The organism is Neobacillus sp. SM06 (assembly GCF_050496765.1).
Taxonomy (GTDB): Bacteria; Bacillota; Bacilli; order Bacillales; family Cytobacillaceae; genus JAEVLT01.
In genome coordinates, this window is record NZ_JBNWEO010000009.1 from 43,270 (window position 1) to 59,791 (window position 16,522).

The following is a 16,522-nucleotide window of genomic DNA, read 5'->3' on the forward strand; positions in this document are numbered from 1 at the left end:
ATGTCAAACGCGTATAAGCAAGCAGGCGTAAATATTGAAGCGGGCTATGAAGCCGTAACGCGCATGAAAAAACATGTGCAAAAAACATCCAGAGCCGGAGTTCTGGGCGGTTTAGGCGGATTTGGCGGAATGTTTGATCTTTCTGTGTTAAATTTAAAAGAACCAGTGCTTGTTTCCGGAACAGACGGGGTTGGAACAAAACTGATGCTAGCCTTCATGATGGACCAGCATGACACGATCGGGATCGACGCCGTGGCCATGTGTGTCAATGATATCGTTGTCCAGGGAGCAGAACCGCTATACTTCCTTGATTATATTGCTTGCGGGGCAGCCGCTCCAGAAAAAATTGAAGCGATTGTCAAAGGAGTGGCAGAAGGTTGCCAACTGGCGGGATGTGCCCTTGTCGGCGGGGAAACAGCGGAAATGCCAGGGCTGTACGATCCAAACGAATACGATCTCGCTGGATTTGCTGTTGGCGCTTGCGAAAAATCCGAGCTCATTACAGGTGAAAGCATTCAGCCGGGCGATGTCTTGATCGGGCTTGCCTCAAGCGGTATTCATAGCAATGGCTATTCGCTCGTTCGAAAAATATTTTTGCAAGATGCCAAATGGGCATTAACTGATTATCTTGATGAACTTGGCTGTACCCTTGGTGAAGAATTGCTAAAGCCGACGAAAATTTACGTGAAGCCCATTTTACAGGCAATGAAAAGCTTCCATTTAAAAGGAATGGCCCATATCACTGGCGGCGGTTTTATCGAAAATATTCCAAGAATGCTACCGGAAGGTCTCGGCGCCTCCCTTACAGAAAAAAATTGGACAGTGCCGCCCGTATTTTCCTTGCTCTCGTCACTTGGTCAAATCAGCCATCAAGAAATGTACAATGTGTTTAATATGGGAGTGGGCATGGTCATTGCCGTTGCCAAAGAAGATGCTGAAGCGCTAGTAAAGCAGTTTAACGAAATGGGCGAAACGGCATATGAGCTTGGTGTTGTGACAGATCGGGAAGGAATTGAAATTTTGTGAAAAAAAATAAAAAACTTGCTGTATTTGCCTCGGGAAACGGAAGCAACTTCCAAGCGATTGTCGACGCGGTATATTCCGGAGAACTAGATGCAGAATTGTCCTTACTTGTTTGTGACAAACCGGGTGCCTATGCCATTGAACGAGCGAACAATGCGGGGATTCCCCGTTTTGTTTTTGAGGCAAAAGCGTATGCCAGTAAAGAAGCTTTTGAAAAAGAAATGATCGCGCACCTGAAATCCGCTGATGTTGATTTTATTGTCCTTGCGGGCTATATGCGCTTAATTGGATCGACATTATTAAATGAATACGAGGGGCGGATTGTCAATATTCACCCATCATTGTTGCCGGCATTCCCGGGCAAGGATGCAATCGGACAGGCGCTGACAGCAGGCGTGAGCGAAACAGGTGTAACCGTCCATTTTGTTGATGAAGGAATGGATACGGGTCCGATCATCGCCCAGAAGCGGGTCGACATTGAGGAAAATGAAACACTGGAAAGCTTGCAGGCAAAAATTCACGCGGTTGAGCATCGACTATACCCAGCTGTTTTACAAAAATTACTCACACAAGGGGAAATGACTTATGGCAAAAAAGAGAGCGTTAATTAGTGTATCGGATAAAACCGGAATTACCAATTTTGCAAAAGAACTCGTCAGCCTTGGTTTTGAACTTATTTCAACCGGCGGTACGAAAAAGGCGCTGCAAAACGAAGGGATTCCGGTCATGAGTGTCAGTGATGTAACCGGATTTCCGGAAATTTTGGAAGGACGCGTGAAAACGTTAAATCCGTACATTCACGGCGGGCTGCTCGCAAAGCAAGATGATCCCGAACATCAAAAGCAACTGGAAGAGCACAAAATCGCGCCGATTCAGCTCGTCGTCGTCAATTTGTATCCATTCCAGCAAACGATTGAAAAACCGGATGTGACCGTGGCAGATGCGATCGAAAATATTGATATCGGCGGTCCGACAATGCTGCGCGCCTCAGCTAAAAATCATCAATACGTGACGGTAGTAGTCGACCCGGCTGATTATGAAACAGTCGTAACCGAACTAAAAGCAGAGGGAATCACGACGCTTGAAACAAGAAGGAAACTGGCAGCCAAGGTTTTCCGTCATACAGCAGCATATGATGCGTTAATTGCTCAATATATGACAGAGCTTGCCAACGAAGAAACACCGGAAAAACTAACCGTAACATACGAATTGAAACAACAGCTCCGCTACGGCGAAAACCCTCACCAACAAGCGGCATTTTATAAAAAACCTCTTGGTTCATCGTTTTCGATTGCTGCTGCCAATCAGCTGCATGGTAAAGAATTATCCTACAATAATATTAATGATGCGGACGCCGCCCTGCAAATTGTCAAAGAATTTACAGAGCCAGCCGCAGTTGCCGTTAAGCATATGAACCCTTGCGGCGTAGGTGTTGGTGTGACTGCGTATGAAGCATTTACAAAAGCGTTTGCGGCAGATCCTATTTCAATTTTTGGCGGGATTATTGCCTTTAACCGCGAAGTCGATGCCGAAACAGCGGCAAAACTTCATGAAATTTTCTTAGAAATTGTTATTGCCCCTTCTTATTCACAAGAAGCATTGGAAATTTTAACAAAGAAAAAGAATCTCCGGCTCTTAACCGTACCGTTTGATCAAGTGAACAAACCGGAAGCGAAGATGGTGACAATCGAAGGCGGACTGCTTGTTCAAGACCAGGATCGTTATACATTGGAAAATGCAGAAATCACGATTCCAACCAAACGGCAGCCAACCGACGAAGAATGGGAAGCATTAAAGCTCGGCTGGAAAATTGTTAAACATGTTAAATCCAATGCAATTGTTGTTGCAAGCAAGGATATGACATTAGGAATCGGTGCTGGGCAAATGAACCGGGTTGGTTCAGCAGAAATTGCTTTGAAACAGGCTGGAGAAAAAGCCCAAGGAGCCGGACTTGCATCCGATGCATTTTTCCCAATGGATGATACCGTCGAAGCAGCCGCAAAAGCAGGAATCACCGCGATTATCCAGCCAGGCGGATCAATTCGTGACGAGGATTCGATCAAAAAAGCGGATGAATACGGAATTGCCATGGTGTTCACAGGTGTCCGCCATTTTAAACATTAATAAGAACTTATTTTTATGAATGGGAGCGAATCAAGTGAATGTATTAGTGATTGGACGCGGCGGCAGAGAGCATGCCATTTGCCGGAAACTAAAGGATAGCTCAATGGTTGAAACTGTTTTCGCCGCCCCTGGCAATGACGGGATGGCGGATGTGGCCACATGCATCCAGCTTGATGAAAACGATCATGAACAGCTCGTTCAGTTTGCGAAGGAACAGCAAGTGGGCTTAACGGTTATCGGACCGGAAATCCCGCTTCAGGCCGGGCTTGCTGACAAGTTCCTTGCTGCCGATTTGAAAGTATTCGGGCCCACTCAAGCGGCGGCGGAAATTGAAGCAAGTAAATCTTTTGCAAAAGAATTAATGAAAAAATATCAAATCCCGACGGCTGATTATGCAGTGTTCACATCCTATGAAGAGGCTTGCCACTATGTGAAAGAAAAGGGAGCACCGATCGTGATCAAAGCGGACGGGCTTGCCGCTGGCAAAGGGGTAACCGTTGCGCTCACCCTTGAGGAAGCATTGCAAAGCCTTGAAGAAATGCTGGTTGGCCAAAAATTTGGCGACGCGTCTAGCCAAGTGGTGATTGAAGAATTTTTAAGCGGCGAAGAATTTTCATTAATGGCCTTTGTGAACGGTGAAAAAGTGATTCCACTTGAAATTGTCCAAGACCACAAGCGCGCTTTTGATGGTGATTTAGGTCCGAACACAGGCGGAATGGGCGCTTATTCACCGGTTCCGCATATCGGTGATGAAACCGTGCAAATTGCGATCGAAACCATTCTGAAGCCGGCGGCGCTAGCGCTCGTACAAGAAGGAAGAAGTTTTTGCGGTGTACTGTATGCCGGTTTAATTAAAACTGAGAATGGCCCGAAAGTGATTGAATTTAATGCCCGTTTTGGCGATCCGGAAACAGAAGTGATTTTGCCAAGATTATCATCCGATCTGGCGGCGGTTATGCTCGAAGTGCTTGACGGAAAAACACCGGAGTTGGTTTGGGACGAGCAAGCGATGATTGGCGTCGTCATTGCGGCCAAAGGGTACCCAGAACAGTATGAAAAAGGACATGTTTTAACAGGCTTAGCTGATTTAGATCGTGAAAAAGTGTTTGTTTTTCATGCTGGAACGGTTCAAAAGGAAAATGGCGAATTTGCAACCGCAGGCGGCCGGGTTCTGCTTGTCGGAGCCAAGGGAGAAACGCTTGAAGAGGCGAGCAGGAAGGTCTACCGAGAGCTTGAGGAAAAATTAACGTCAAGCGGTGTGTTTTATCGAAAGGATATTGGCGCAAAAGCATTTAAGCATTTTTCTTCCTAAAAAATAAGGCTGGTCAGTTCTGCATGCTGACCAGCCTTAATTATTTTGTTACCGTGGCTTGCTGCAGAATTATTTTTTCCGCCGACAACCTATGGAATTCCGCCTAGAAATTTATTTTTCCGCCTTCAAACTGCAGAATTCCGCCTACACACCCATTTTTTATGTTGGATTATAGGGCAGCACTTCGTCTTGATCCAAGCCTTCCATACTATCTCTTGAAGCGGTTTGCCCGTTTGTGGTTGATTTTTTATACAAATCAGTGGCAGGACAATAGCGGACGATTCCTTCCCCAACTTTCATCGCTCCAAGCAAAATGGCAAGGAGATACGATTCTCTCCAAGGCCATTTGACAAGCTTTGCCGTTCCCCAGGCGACAATCGTTAAGCCAATCGTAATCCGAATAAGGGCATTTAAAATAGTGATATTTGGTTTTACATTCATTAAATGTTCACTCCTTCACAAATATTCGAAATTTATTCATGATTCTTTAGTGCGTTAAACGGACAATTATGGTAGTATAAAATTAATTCATTTTGTAAGTGCTTTCTTTTCCAAATTATGAATCAGTACTAGAAAAATGGTTTCTTCATAAAATGAATACGTCGGCTTTAAAAGCAGCCGGGTTACCAATAAAAATTCAGAAAAGAATAAATTTTCACAGAATAATTCGGCGAAAGGTAAAAGGGAGGAGATATCGATGCTGGAACAGCGCTACCGCTGGAAAAACAGACAGCTGCGAGAACATGTAGCGGTTGTGGAAGGGAAAACGTCACCAACCATTTTGTTAAAAAATGCGCTTTATTTAAATCAGGCTTTTCGCCAATGGATGCGGGGAAATATTTGGATCTATCAAGACCGCATTGTCTATGTTGGCGAAGAGCTGCCTGCAAGGATAAATGACAGTTGCGAAGTAATCGACTGTACCAACGAAATTCTCGTTCCCGGTTATATTGAGCCCCATGCTCATCCGTTTCAATTATATAATCCCCATTCGTTTGCTGCTTATGCAGCTCAAACAGGGACAACGACCCTAATCAATGATAATATGGCACTAATTTTACATTTGAAAAAAACGGAAGCGTTTTCACTGCTGAGGGAACTTCGTAGCATTCCAGCGACAATGTTTTGGTGGAGCCGGTTTGATGCACAATCGGAAATTTTAAACGAGGATGAAATTTTTTCCCACAGCAATATTAAATCATGGCTTGAACATGATGCCGTTCTCCAAGGCGGGGAGTTAACCGGTTGGCCAAAATTGCTGGCCGGGGATGATTTAATGCTCCATTGGATTCAAGAAGCAAAACGAATGCGGAAAAAAATTGAAGGTCATTTTCCGGGGGCATCCGAAAAAACATTGGCAAAAATGATGCTGCTTGGTGCGGATTGCGATCATGAAGCAATGACGGGGCAAGAAGTCTGCAACCGTCTGCAGCAAGGTTTCATGGTGACATTGCGCCACTCTTCCATTCGTCCGGATTTACCAGTATTGCTTGATGAGATTAAAAAGATGGGTCTTGGGTGTTATGACCGTCTCATGTTCACGACAGATGGTTCACCTGCCACTTTTTACAGGGAAGGCATAATTGATCGATTGATCAAAATGGCGATTGAAAAAGAGATACCATTAATAGATGCCTACAATATGGCAACGATCAATGTTGCCCGTTACTACAATATCGAGCATTTGCATGGAAGCATTGCAACTGGCCGGGTTGCCAATCTTAACTTTTTAGAAACGAAGGAGAACCCGTCACCGAAATCAGTGCTTGCAAAAGGCAAGTGGGTGAAACGCGACCACCAGCTGCAAGACGCATTTACCCCTTTGCCTTGGAGCGATTATGGTTTAAAGCCGCTTACAATGGATTGGAATTTGTCCTTGGATGATTTACAATATTCGATGCCTTTTGGGATCAAAATGGAGAATTCCGTGATTACCAAGCCGTACTCCATCTCGATTGAAGTGTTGACAGATGAGCTGTCGAGCGATCATGATGAATGCTTTTTTACGTTGCTCGACCGCAATGGAAAATGGCGGATCAACACGCTTGTAAAAGGATTTGCCAACAGCCTTGCCGGACTGGCAAGTTCCTTTTCCAGTACTGGTGATATCATTTTGATTGGGAAAAACAAGCAGGATATGCTGGCTGCTTTTAACAGAATGAAAGAACTTGGCGGGGGCATTGTGATGGCAGAAGGCGGAAAAATTGTTACTGAAATGCCACTGCCGCTTGGGGGAATTATGTCAGATCTTTCCGTGGAAAAGCTGATGGAGGAGGAAGACCAACTGCTTGCCGAACTGAAAAAACGCGGCTATCCGTTTTTAGATCCGCTATACAGCTTATTGTTTTTTTCATCGACTCACTTGCCGTATATTCGGATTACCCAGCAAGGAATGTATGATGTCATGAATAAAACAGTACTCTTTCCATCAATAATGCGTTAAAATGTAAAAGGATAGAAAGTGGTTTTTTTGCGGTAAACATATGGGGAAATTTTAGGAGTGTAGAGGATGAAGAAATGGGTGATTGCTGCTTTTTCTGCCATTTTGCTGCTGTCAGCCTGCAGCCAAACAAGTCAGAATAAAGAGCCGGTAAAACAGCAAAAACAAGCCGTAAAGGCAGAGAAGAAATCGGGTGCATCCGATGCATTTCCGTACTATTATCCGCTGACAGGGAAAGGTTCCGAAAAGAAGACAGATGGCAGGGCAATTGCTGTTATGATCAACAATCACCCAAAGGCAAGGCCGCAGTCGGGTTTACAGAAAGCAGATATTGTCTATGAATTGCTTGCAGAAGGAGACATTACGCGTTTCCTGGCGGTCTATCAAAGTGAAATGCCTGATAAGTTTGGACCGATCCGCAGTGCAAGAGGGTATTTTGTTGAGCTGGCGAAAGGGTTGGATGCGTTGTATATTGCCCATGGATACAGCCCTGAAGCAAAAGAAATGCTTGATAGCGGCTACGTTGATAACCTGAATGGGATGGTTTATGATGGAACCTTGTTTCAACGAGCGAGTTTCCGCAAAGCACCCCATAATTCCTATATCACCTATAAAAATATCTTAAAAGGTGTGAAGGAGAAAAATTATTCAATGGCTAAATCCCCACCGGCGTTTACATTTTTAAGCGAAGGGGAAAGCAAAAAGATTCAAGGCGATCCAGCATTGTCTGCAACCGTTTCCTATTTTTCGAACAACCAGTTTAAAGCCGTTTATCAGTATGACGCGCAGCTTGGAAAGTACAAACGGTTTTCCGGCGGGGAACAAACGGTTGACCTTGATACAAAAGAGCCCGTGCTACTTGACAATGTTTTTATAATTGAAGCTGTGCATCAAACGGTCGATTCTGTCGGGCATCGGAAAATTGACTTGCAGTCCGGAGGCAATGGCTACTTGCTGCAAAAAGGGAAGGTAAACCTGGTCGAGTGGAAAAACAGCAATGGTCGAATCATTCCGGTTAAAAATGGCAAAGAAGTTCCCTTTGTGCAAGGGAAAACATGGGTAAACGTAGTGCCTGCAACACCGGGCTTGCAAAAAAGTGTTTCTTTTACTGAAAATAAATGATTTAAAGGGGTATAGAGGATGCAAATCGATAAGTTAAGAGGGAGAGAGCTGGATCAGCTTTTTCAAGCGATTCTTTCGCTGAAAGATTTGGAAGAATGCTACCGGTTCTTCGATGATCTTTGTACGATTAATGAAATTCAATCATTGGCACAGCGTCTTGAGGTGGCAAGAATGCTGCGTGAGGGCAACACGTATCATAAAATTGAAACGGAAACGGGTGCGAGCACGGCGACCATTTCCCGCGTCAAACGCTGTTTAAATTATGGAAACGACGCATACGAACTCGCTCTCAACCGGGTTTATAAAAAAGAAAATAAGGAATCAGAGGAACTCCAAAAAGCCGAGGAATAGACCATTCTTCGGCTTTTTATTATGGAGGGGGGTCAAGCGGTCACTGAGCGATCCCTTTAATACCAAAAAAAGAGAGAATGAAGTTAAACTCCCATTTGGCTGGATATCTTTTCTATAACAACTCTCTCTTGTTTTCTTTTAGTATCGATTCGGCAAATGCTATAATGGTGAAATGGAATACGAAACAGGAGGATTTTTGGATGTACGATTTTCGCGAGTGGCGCCATGTGTTTAAGCTTGATCCGAATAAAGAAATCAGCGATGAAAATTTAGAACGAATTTGCGAATCGGGAACGGATGCAGTGATGGTTGGCGGCACAGACGGTGTAACGCTTGAGAACGTATTGGACTTGATGGCACGCATTCGCCGTTACACGGTTCCGTGTGTACTGGAGGTCTCGAGCATCGAAACCGTGACACCCGGATTTGACCTTTACTTTATCCCAACCATCCTTAACAGCCGTGATCAAAAATGGATTACAGGCCTTCATCATCAAGCAGTGAAAGAATTCGGCGAAATCATGGACTGGAATGAAATCATCATGGAAGGCTACTGCATTATCAACGAAGAATGCAAAGCAGCAAAACGGACATCTGCGGAAACAAAATTAACGGCAGCAGATGTACAAGCCTATGCCATGATGGCAGAAAAAATGTTCCAGCTGCCAATCTTTTATTTAGAATACAGTGGCCGCTATGGCGATCCCAACCTCGCAGCTGAAATAAAAAAAGTCTTACAAAACACGAAGCTGTTTTACGGTGGAGGCATTGGCACACTGGAACAAGCTGCCGAAATGGCACAGTACGCAGACGTAATTGTAGTTGGAAATGCTGTATACGAAAACATCGAGGAAGCGTTAAAAACGGTCCATTCAGTAAAATAGAGAAATTTGCTTAATGGTGCCGATTTAGGTAAAATAGAAATAGGAACATACGTTTGTTTTAAGAGGGTGAGAACAGTAATGCACTATTTAACAGACAAGCTGCTGAATGGCTTGAATCCAGAACAGCAAAAAGCGGTAAAAGCGACGGACGGACCGCTGTTAATTATGGCTGGCGCCGGCAGCGGCAAAACGAGAGTTGTAACCCATCGAATCGCCTATTTAATGGTTGAAAAAGGGGTCAATCCATACAATATTTTAGCGATTACGTTCACGAATAAAGCAGCCCGGGAAATGCGGGAGCGGATTTCAAAGATGATGGGCGGAGCAGCCGAAGAAATTTGGATTTCTACGTTTCACTCCATGTGTGTAAGAATTTTGCGGAGAGACATTGATCGGCTCGGCTTTAACCGTAACTTTACAATCCTTGATACGACAGATCAGCTTTCAGTCATTAAAGGAATTTTAAAAGATAAAAATATCGATCCGAAAAAATTTGACCCAAGAGCCCTTTTGGGTTCGATCAGCTCCGCGAAAAATGAATTAATTACACCTGAAGAATACGCCAAGACGGCAGGCGGATATTTTGAACAAATAGTTAGCGATGTATACGAGGAATACCAAAAACGGCTGCGCAAAAATCAAGCGCTCGATTTTGATGACCTGATCATGACGACGATTCACCTGTTCCAGCGGGTTCCGGAGGTATTGGAATATTACCAGCGCAAATTCCAGTACATTCACGTTGACGAGTATCAGGATAGCAACAGGGCGCAATATATGTTGGTAAAGCTTCTGGCCAGCCGCTTCCGAAATCTTTGCGTTGTTGGCGATTCGGATCAGTCAATTTACCGCTGGCGCGGAGCCGATATTTCAAACATTCTTTCATTTGAAAAAGACTATCCAAACGCAACGGTGATTTTCCTGGAGCAAAATTACCGTTCCACCAAGCGGATTCTTCTCGCAGCGAACAAAGTAATCGAAAACAATCGGAACCGCAAAGCGAAGAATCTTTGGACAGTGAATCCGGAAGGCAATAAAATTGTCTATTACCGCGCGGACAGTGAGCAAGGAGAAGCACAATTTGTTGTTGGAAAAATAAAGGAATTAACGCGTGACGGCGGGTACAGTCTTTCCGATATCGCAATTCTTTACCGGACAAACGCCCAGTCCCGTGTCATGGAGGAAGTACTGCTGAAATCGAACATCGGCTACTCGATTGTGGGCGGCACGAAGTTCTATGACCGTAAAGAAATTAAAGACATGCTTGCGTATTTACGGCTGATTTCGAATCCGGATGATGATATTAGCCTGCAACGGATCATTAATGTACCAAAGCGGGGTATTGGTGCAAGCTCACTTGATAAAATCGCCAACTTCGCCGCACTGCATGATCTTTCTCTCTACCAAGCACTTGAATCGATTGAGTTAATCGGCTTAAGTCCAAAAATCACAAAAGCGGCAATCGAATTCCGAAATTTGATCAGCAATTACACGAATATGCAAGAGTTTCTTTCCGTAACCGAGCTTGTCGAGGAAGTGCTGGAAAAGTCGGGATACCGCGAAATGCTTGAAGCAGAAAAATCGCTTGAAGCCCAAAGCCGCCTTGAAAACTTGGACGAGTTGTTATCGGTGACGAAAAGCTTTGAAGATACGAGTGAAGATAAGAGCCTTGTTGCGTTTTTAACCGATTTGGCACTTGTCGCCGATATTGACTCGATGGATGACGACGATGAAAAAGCTGATTCCGTTGTCTTGATGACGATGCACTCGGCAAAGGGATTGGAATTCCCGGTTGTTTTTATCATCGGTATGGAAGAAGGCGTATTCCCCCACAGCCGCTCGCTGATGGAAGAAGCGGAAATGGAAGAAGAGCGGCGGCTGGCCTATGTGGGCATTACCCGGGCTGAAAAAAATCTTTTTATAACAAATGCACAAATGCGGACACTGTTTGGCCGAACGAGCATGAATCCTGCTTCCCGTTTTATCATGGAAATCCCTGAGGAATTAGTGGAAGATGTTCAAGTGGCCAATCGAATATCCGCATCGTTCAGCTCACAAGGAAGATCTTTTGGTGCGCAAAAACCGGCGGTCTCCCCATTTGGGACACCGGCAGCAAGAAAACCGGTCGTCCGCCCGGCTGCGGCAGCGACCGGCGGCGACGAAATTGGCTGGAAGGTCGGCGACAAAGCGGAACACGGCAAATGGGGGATCGGCACCGTCGTCAGCGTCAAGGGTGAAGGTGAAGGAACCGAACTCGACATTGCCTTCCCAAGCCCAACTGGAATCAAGCGCCTGCTCGCCAAATTTGCCCCGATCAAAAAAGGATAGCCATTGATCGGACATTGCTAGATTACCTGTATTATTGGAACGCTAACGTTTAGAAAGGGTTGACTACATGGACCTGCAAGTAGCCAGGCAAAAAGTGATTGAATTAAGAAATTTAGTAAATCAATATGGCTATGAATATTATGTTTTGGATCAGCCGTCTGTTCCCGACGCGGAATACGACAGACTGATGAACGAATTACTCGCATTAGAGGAGCAATTTCCGGAATTAACATCACCGGACTCTCCGACCCAGCGAGTCGGCGGCACCGTTCTCGACATGTTTGAAAAAGTGGAGCACCGCACGCCGATGCTTAGTCTAGCAAATGCGTTCAATGACCAGGATTTACGGGATTTCGACCGCCGAATCCGCCAGATTGTCGGCGATGACGTATCTTATGTTTGCGAATTGAAAATTGATGGTCTGGCAGTTTCGCTCAAGTATGAGGATGGTTTATTTGTTCAGGGAGCCACGCGCGGAGATGGAACGATTGGCGAGGACATTACGTCCAATTTACGAACGATTAAATCAATTCCCCTACGGCTGCGCGAAAATGTCACGATTGAAGTGCGCGGCGAAGCTTTTATGCCGAAACGGTCGTTTGAAGCGTTGAATAAAGCGAAGGAAGAGCGCGGCGAAGAGCCGTTTGCCAATCCAAGAAACGCTGCAGCTGGGTCATTAAGACAGCTTGATCCGAAGATTGCGGCATCGCGGAATCTTGACATTTTTTTATACGGAATAGGCGACCTGGGTGAGACCGGCATTACCTCTCATAGTGAAGGACTCGATTATCTTGACCGTCTCGGCTTGAAGACGAACAAGGAGCGCCGCAAATGCGGAACGATCGACGACGTCATTTCCTTTGTGAATAGTTGGGTGGAGAAACGGCCGCACTTGCCTTATGAAATTGACGGGATTGTCATTAAAGTCGATTCGCTTGAGCAGCAGGCGGAATTGGGAACGACCGCGAAAAGCCCGCGCTGGGCGATTGCTTATAAGTTCCCGGCAGAAGAAGTGGTCACAACCCTATTAAACATTGAACTAACGGTGGGCAGAACAGGGGTCATTACCCCAACGGCGATCCTGGAACCGGTAAAGGTTGCGGGCACGACTGTTCAACGCGCATCCTTGCACAACGAAGACTTAATCCGCGAGAAAGATCTTAAAATTGGCGACAAAGTCGTTGTTAAAAAAGCGGGCGATATTATTCCAGAAGTGGTCAATGTAATCGCTGAACAGAGGACAGGTCAAGAAACGGATTTTCACATGCCGACGGAATGCCCGGAATGCGGAAGTGAGCTAGTCCGCCTTGAAGGGGAAGTCGCCCTCAGATGCATCAACCCAAAATGTCCAGCGCAAATTCGCGAAGGCCTGATCCATTTTGTATCCCGCGATGCCATGAATATTGACGGTTTAGGGGAAAAGGTGATCAGCCAACTGTTTACGGAAAAATTAATTGCGGATGTGGCCGATCTTTATACACTCTCAAAAGAACAGCTTCTCGGACTTGAGCGTATGGGTGAAAAATCAGCAAGCAATTTGCTGCAAGCGATTGAAGCTTCAAAAGCGAATTCGCTTGAAAAACTTTTGTTCGGCATGGGCATCCGTCATGTTGGCGCAAAGGCAGCCAAGACCCTTGCCCAAGTTTTTGGCACAATGGACAGGCTCGCGGAAGCAACGGCAGAGGAGCTTGTTGCCATTCATGACATTGGCGAAAAAATGGCTGATTCGATCGTGACCTTTTTTCAAAAAGAAGAGGTACACGAGCTGTTGAAGGAATTAAAAGCTGCGGGCGTCAATATGGAGTACAAGGGACCACAACCGGTACTAGCGGAACAAGTGGACTCCGTGTTCGCTGGTAAAACAGTCGTGCTAACAGGGAAATTGGAGCAGTTAACACGAAACGAAGCAAAAGAAAAAATTGAAGCGCTTGGCGGCAATGTTTCCGGGAGTGTAAGCAAAAAAACCGATCTGGTCATTGCCGGGATAGAGGCCGGATCAAAACGTGCAAAAGCTGAGCAGTTTGGGATTGAAGTATGGGATGAGGAAAGACTTTTGGAAGAATTAATGAAACAAGAGGTGTGATTGGACGTGAGAAAACTCTCATTGCTGGCTCTTGCTGTTGTCTTTTTGCTGAGTGCTTGTGCCCCGAATTTTCAAAAGAAGAATGAAGTCGTGCAGACAGACAATAAAGCGAAAGAGAAGGCAATTATTCCGAAATATAATATTTCCGATAAATACTATCGGACGATCTTACCATTTCAGCCGGGAGAAACGCGCGGGATGGTCGTTAATAATTTAAATACAAGATACGACATCGATGAGTTCGAAACCGGACTGATGAGAATTGCCCAAAAGCAATTTGACCCGAACAAGTATTTATTCCGTGAAGGCCAGGAAATCAAAAAGGATACCGTAAAGCTTTGGCTGAATCGGAAATTTAATAAAGCACAGCTGGATCAGCGAAAACTAAAAGATGCAGACAACATCGGTTTGAACCCGCAGGATGATGCAGGGAATAACTCCACACCGATTTATTTGGCTCATATTTTAGAACATGATTATTTAGTAAAAGACAGCAATAACAGGGTTCAGCTTGGCGGAGTCGTCATCGGGCTTGCGCTGAATTCCACCTATTATTATCAAACGGTTCAATACGGTCCGACGTATGAAAAGAAACTTTCAGATGCGGAAATCGAGGCGCAAGGAAAGAAAATTGCTGCCGAAGTGCTGAATCGATTAAGGGCAATGAAGGATTTAAAAGATGTGCCGATTACAATTGCCCTTTTTAAAACGGAAAGCAAAACATCGATTGTACCGGGGAATTTCTTTGCCTATGCAAATGTTTCAAAGGGAAGCTCCAGCCTGGGGAGTTGGGGGAAAGTGAATGAAAAGTACTACTTGTTCCCGTCAACAGATGCCCAAGATGCGCACCGCGATGATGTAACATCCTTTTTAAACTTCAAACAGGATGTTGAGCAGTATTTTCCGAACTTTAACGGGGTGATTGGCAAGGCCTTTTATGTTGATGACCAGCTGCAGGATTTGAACATCTCAATCCCAATGCAGTTTTACGGAAAAACAGAAGCGATCGGCTTTACGCAATATGTGACAGGGCTTGTAATGCAGCATTTTCCAAAATATATATCCGTATCTGTTAGCGTTACGTCCGTAGATGGGCCGGAAGCGCTGATTGTCCGCAAACCGAATCAAAGTGAACCATTTGTGTATATTTATTAACATCTCACGAGAGCCTGGCAAGAAAAAGCGCCAGGCTTTTTGCTTTAAAATAAGGACTGAATATTTCGAATAATTGTTAGACTCAAAAGAATCATGTTAAAATGAAAAGTGTAATGAATGCGCTTTACTACATAGGAGGGGAATTGAATTGATCCAGCCTTACAAGCATGAACCATTAACGGATTTTTCAGTAGAAGAAAACCGTCAAGCCTATTTGAATGCGTTAAAAACGGTTGAGAGCTATTTAGGCCAAGAGTATGAACTCGTCATTGGCGGCGAAAAAATCTCAACCGAAGAAAAAATCATTTCCTACAACCCTGCCAATAAACAAGAAGTGATTGGCCGCGTTTCCAAAGCCAATAAAGAACTTGCTGAAAAAGCCATGCAAGCTGCGGTCGAAACTTTTAAAACATGGAAAAAGACAAAAGCTGAAATCCGTGCAGATGTTCTCTTTAAAGCAGCAGCAATTCTGCGCCGCCGCAAACATGAGTTTTCGGCATTGATGACAAAAGAAGCGGGCAAACCTTGGCGCGAAGCCGATGCCGACACGGCGGAAGCAATTGACTTTCTCGAATTTTACGGCAGGCAAATGCTCAGGCTCAAAGACGGCATGCCTGTGCAAAGCCGTCCAAATGAATTTAATCGGTATGACTATATTCCCCTTGGTGTTGGAATCATCATTTCGCCATGGAACTTTCCATTAGCGATCATGGCAGGCACAACTGTGGCTGCTATTGTCTCCGGCAATACCGTCTTGTTAAAACCGGCATCCGCTACGCCGGTGATCGCCGCCAAATTTGTTGAAGTCATGGAAGAAGCAGGCCTGCCAAAAGGGGTACTGAACTTTGTTCCAGGAAGCGGCGCTGAAGTCGGGGATTATCTCGTTGACCATAAAGATACCCGTTTTGTCAGCTTCACCGGTTCCCGCGATGTGGGGCTGCGCATTTTTGAACGTTCCGCAAAATTGGCGGATGGTCAAATTTGGATGAAACGACTAATTGCCGAAATGGGCGGCAAAGATACGATTGTAGTCGACAGTGAAGCGGATCTCGAATGGGCAGCCCAATCGATTGTGGCTTCAGCATTTGGCTTCTCCGGGCAAAAATGTTCAGCATGTTCCCGCGCGGTCGTTGTGAAAGACGTTTATGACCAGGTGCTGAATCGCGTTGTCGAGTTGACCAATCCATTAACCGTCGGCGACCCGGCAGACCAAGGAAACTTTATGGGGCCGGTCATTGATCAAAATGCTTTTGTAAAAATCAATGAATACATTGAAATCGGCAAACAGGAAGGCAAGCTGATGGCGGGCGGAGAAAGCGATGATTCCACCGGTTTCTTTATCAAGCCAACTATTTTTGCTGACCTTGATTCAAAAGCGCGGATCATGCAAGAAGAAATCTTTGGCCCGGTCGTCGGATTTGCGAAAGCGAAAGATTTTACCGAAGCGATTGAAATTGCCAATAACACAGAATACGGATTAACCGGTGCCGTAATCACAAAAAATCGCGCCCATATGGAACAGGCGCGCCAAGATTTCCATGTTGGTAACCTGTACTTCAACCGCGGCTGTACAGGAGCCATCGTCGGCTATCAGCCATTCGGTGGCTTCAACATGTCCGGCACCGATTCCAAAGCCGGCGGTCCGGACTATTTGCTGCTGCATATGCAAGCAAAAACCACTTCGGAACTTTACTAATTTA

The 16,522-nt window shown here is 45.2% G+C and carries 13 protein-coding genes; 12 read left to right on the top strand and 1 reads right to left on the bottom strand.

The window, feature by feature from the left end; translation table 11 throughout:
- Genes purM through purD form a run of 4 tightly spaced genes read left to right on the top strand, consistent with a single transcriptional unit; the run spans position 1 to position 4,459 of the window.
- The gene (gene purM / locus ACQYAD_RS02765; protein ID WP_430235282.1) at positions 1–1,026 is read left to right on the top strand and encodes a phosphoribosylformylglycinamidine cyclo-ligase; all 1,026 of its coding nucleotides are present in this window, start codon (positions 1–3) and stop codon (positions 1,024–1,026) included.
- A complete protein-coding gene (gene purN, locus ACQYAD_RS02770) occupies positions 1,023–1,634 on the top strand; it encodes a phosphoribosylglycinamide formyltransferase (RefSeq protein WP_430235284.1) in 612 nt (203 codons plus the stop codon). Before purM ends, purN begins: the two co-directional genes overlap by 4 nt.
- Positions 1,609–3,147 (top strand): bifunctional phosphoribosylaminoimidazolecarboxamide formyltransferase/IMP cyclohydrolase, encoded by a 1,539-nt coding sequence (gene purH, locus ACQYAD_RS02775; RefSeq protein ID WP_430235287.1) that lies wholly within the window; start codon positions 1,609–1,611, stop codon positions 3,145–3,147. Before purN ends, purH begins: the two co-directional genes overlap by 26 nt.
- Before the next feature lie 34 nt (positions 3,148–3,181).
- Positions 3,182–4,459: a phosphoribosylamine--glycine ligase gene (gene purD, locus ACQYAD_RS02780; RefSeq protein ID WP_430235289.1), complete on the top strand. Its 1,278-nt coding sequence runs from the start codon at positions 3,182–3,184 to the stop codon at positions 4,457–4,459.
- Positions 4,460–4,618: 159 nt separating this feature from the next.
- On the opposite strand, the gene ACQYAD_RS02785 is transcribed toward purD, so the two are convergent.
- The gene (locus tag ACQYAD_RS02785; RefSeq protein WP_430235292.1) at positions 4,619–4,900 is read right to left on the bottom strand and encodes a YgaP family membrane protein; all 282 of its coding nucleotides are present in this window, start codon (positions 4,898–4,900) and stop codon (positions 4,619–4,621) included.
- 256 nt (positions 4,901–5,156) lie between these two features.
- Here ACQYAD_RS02785 and ACQYAD_RS02790 point away from each other — a divergent pair, with 256 nt between their 5' ends.
- The 8 genes from ACQYAD_RS02790 (at position 5,157) to pruA (ending at position 16,518) form a co-directional block, all read left to right on the top strand.
- Positions 5,157–6,902, top strand: coding sequence for an adenine deaminase C-terminal domain-containing protein (locus ACQYAD_RS02790; protein WP_430235294.1), 1,746 nt, complete (start codon positions 5,157–5,159; stop codon positions 6,900–6,902).
- Positions 6,903–6,968: 66 nt separating this feature from the next.
- On the top strand, positions 6,969–8,021 hold the full coding sequence (locus ACQYAD_RS02795; protein WP_430235297.1) for a DUF3048 domain-containing protein: 1,053 nt from the start codon (positions 6,969–6,971) through the stop codon (positions 8,019–8,021).
- A gap of 18 nt (positions 8,022–8,039) precedes the next feature.
- Positions 8,040–8,372: a YerC/YecD family TrpR-related protein gene (locus ACQYAD_RS02800; protein ID WP_430235299.1), complete on the top strand. Its 333-nt coding sequence runs from the start codon at positions 8,040–8,042 to the stop codon at positions 8,370–8,372.
- A gap of 200 nt (positions 8,373–8,572) precedes the next feature.
- On the top strand, positions 8,573–9,256 hold the full coding sequence (locus tag ACQYAD_RS02805; protein WP_430235302.1) for a heptaprenylglyceryl phosphate synthase: 684 nt from the start codon (positions 8,573–8,575) through the stop codon (positions 9,254–9,256).
- Positions 9,257–9,334: 78 nt separating this feature from the next.
- Entirely contained in the window at positions 9,335–11,584 is a 2,250-nt protein-coding gene (pcrA, locus tag ACQYAD_RS02810) for a DNA helicase PcrA (protein WP_430235304.1), read from the top strand.
- Positions 11,585–11,651: 67 nt separating this feature from the next.
- Entirely contained in the window at positions 11,652–13,667 is a 2,016-nt protein-coding gene (gene ligA / locus ACQYAD_RS02815) for an NAD-dependent DNA ligase LigA (protein WP_430235307.1), read from the top strand.
- Between the two features lie 6 nt (positions 13,668–13,673).
- Positions 13,674–14,822, top strand: a complete 1,149-nt coding sequence (locus ACQYAD_RS02820; protein WP_430235507.1) for a CamS family sex pheromone protein — start codon at positions 13,674–13,676, stop codon at positions 14,820–14,822.
- 148 nt (positions 14,823–14,970) lie between these two features.
- The gene (gene pruA / locus ACQYAD_RS02825) at positions 14,971–16,518 is read left to right on the top strand and encodes an L-glutamate gamma-semialdehyde dehydrogenase (RefSeq protein WP_430235310.1); all 1,548 of its coding nucleotides are present in this window, start codon (positions 14,971–14,973) and stop codon (positions 16,516–16,518) included.
- Positions 16,519–16,522 lie beyond the last annotated feature (4 nt).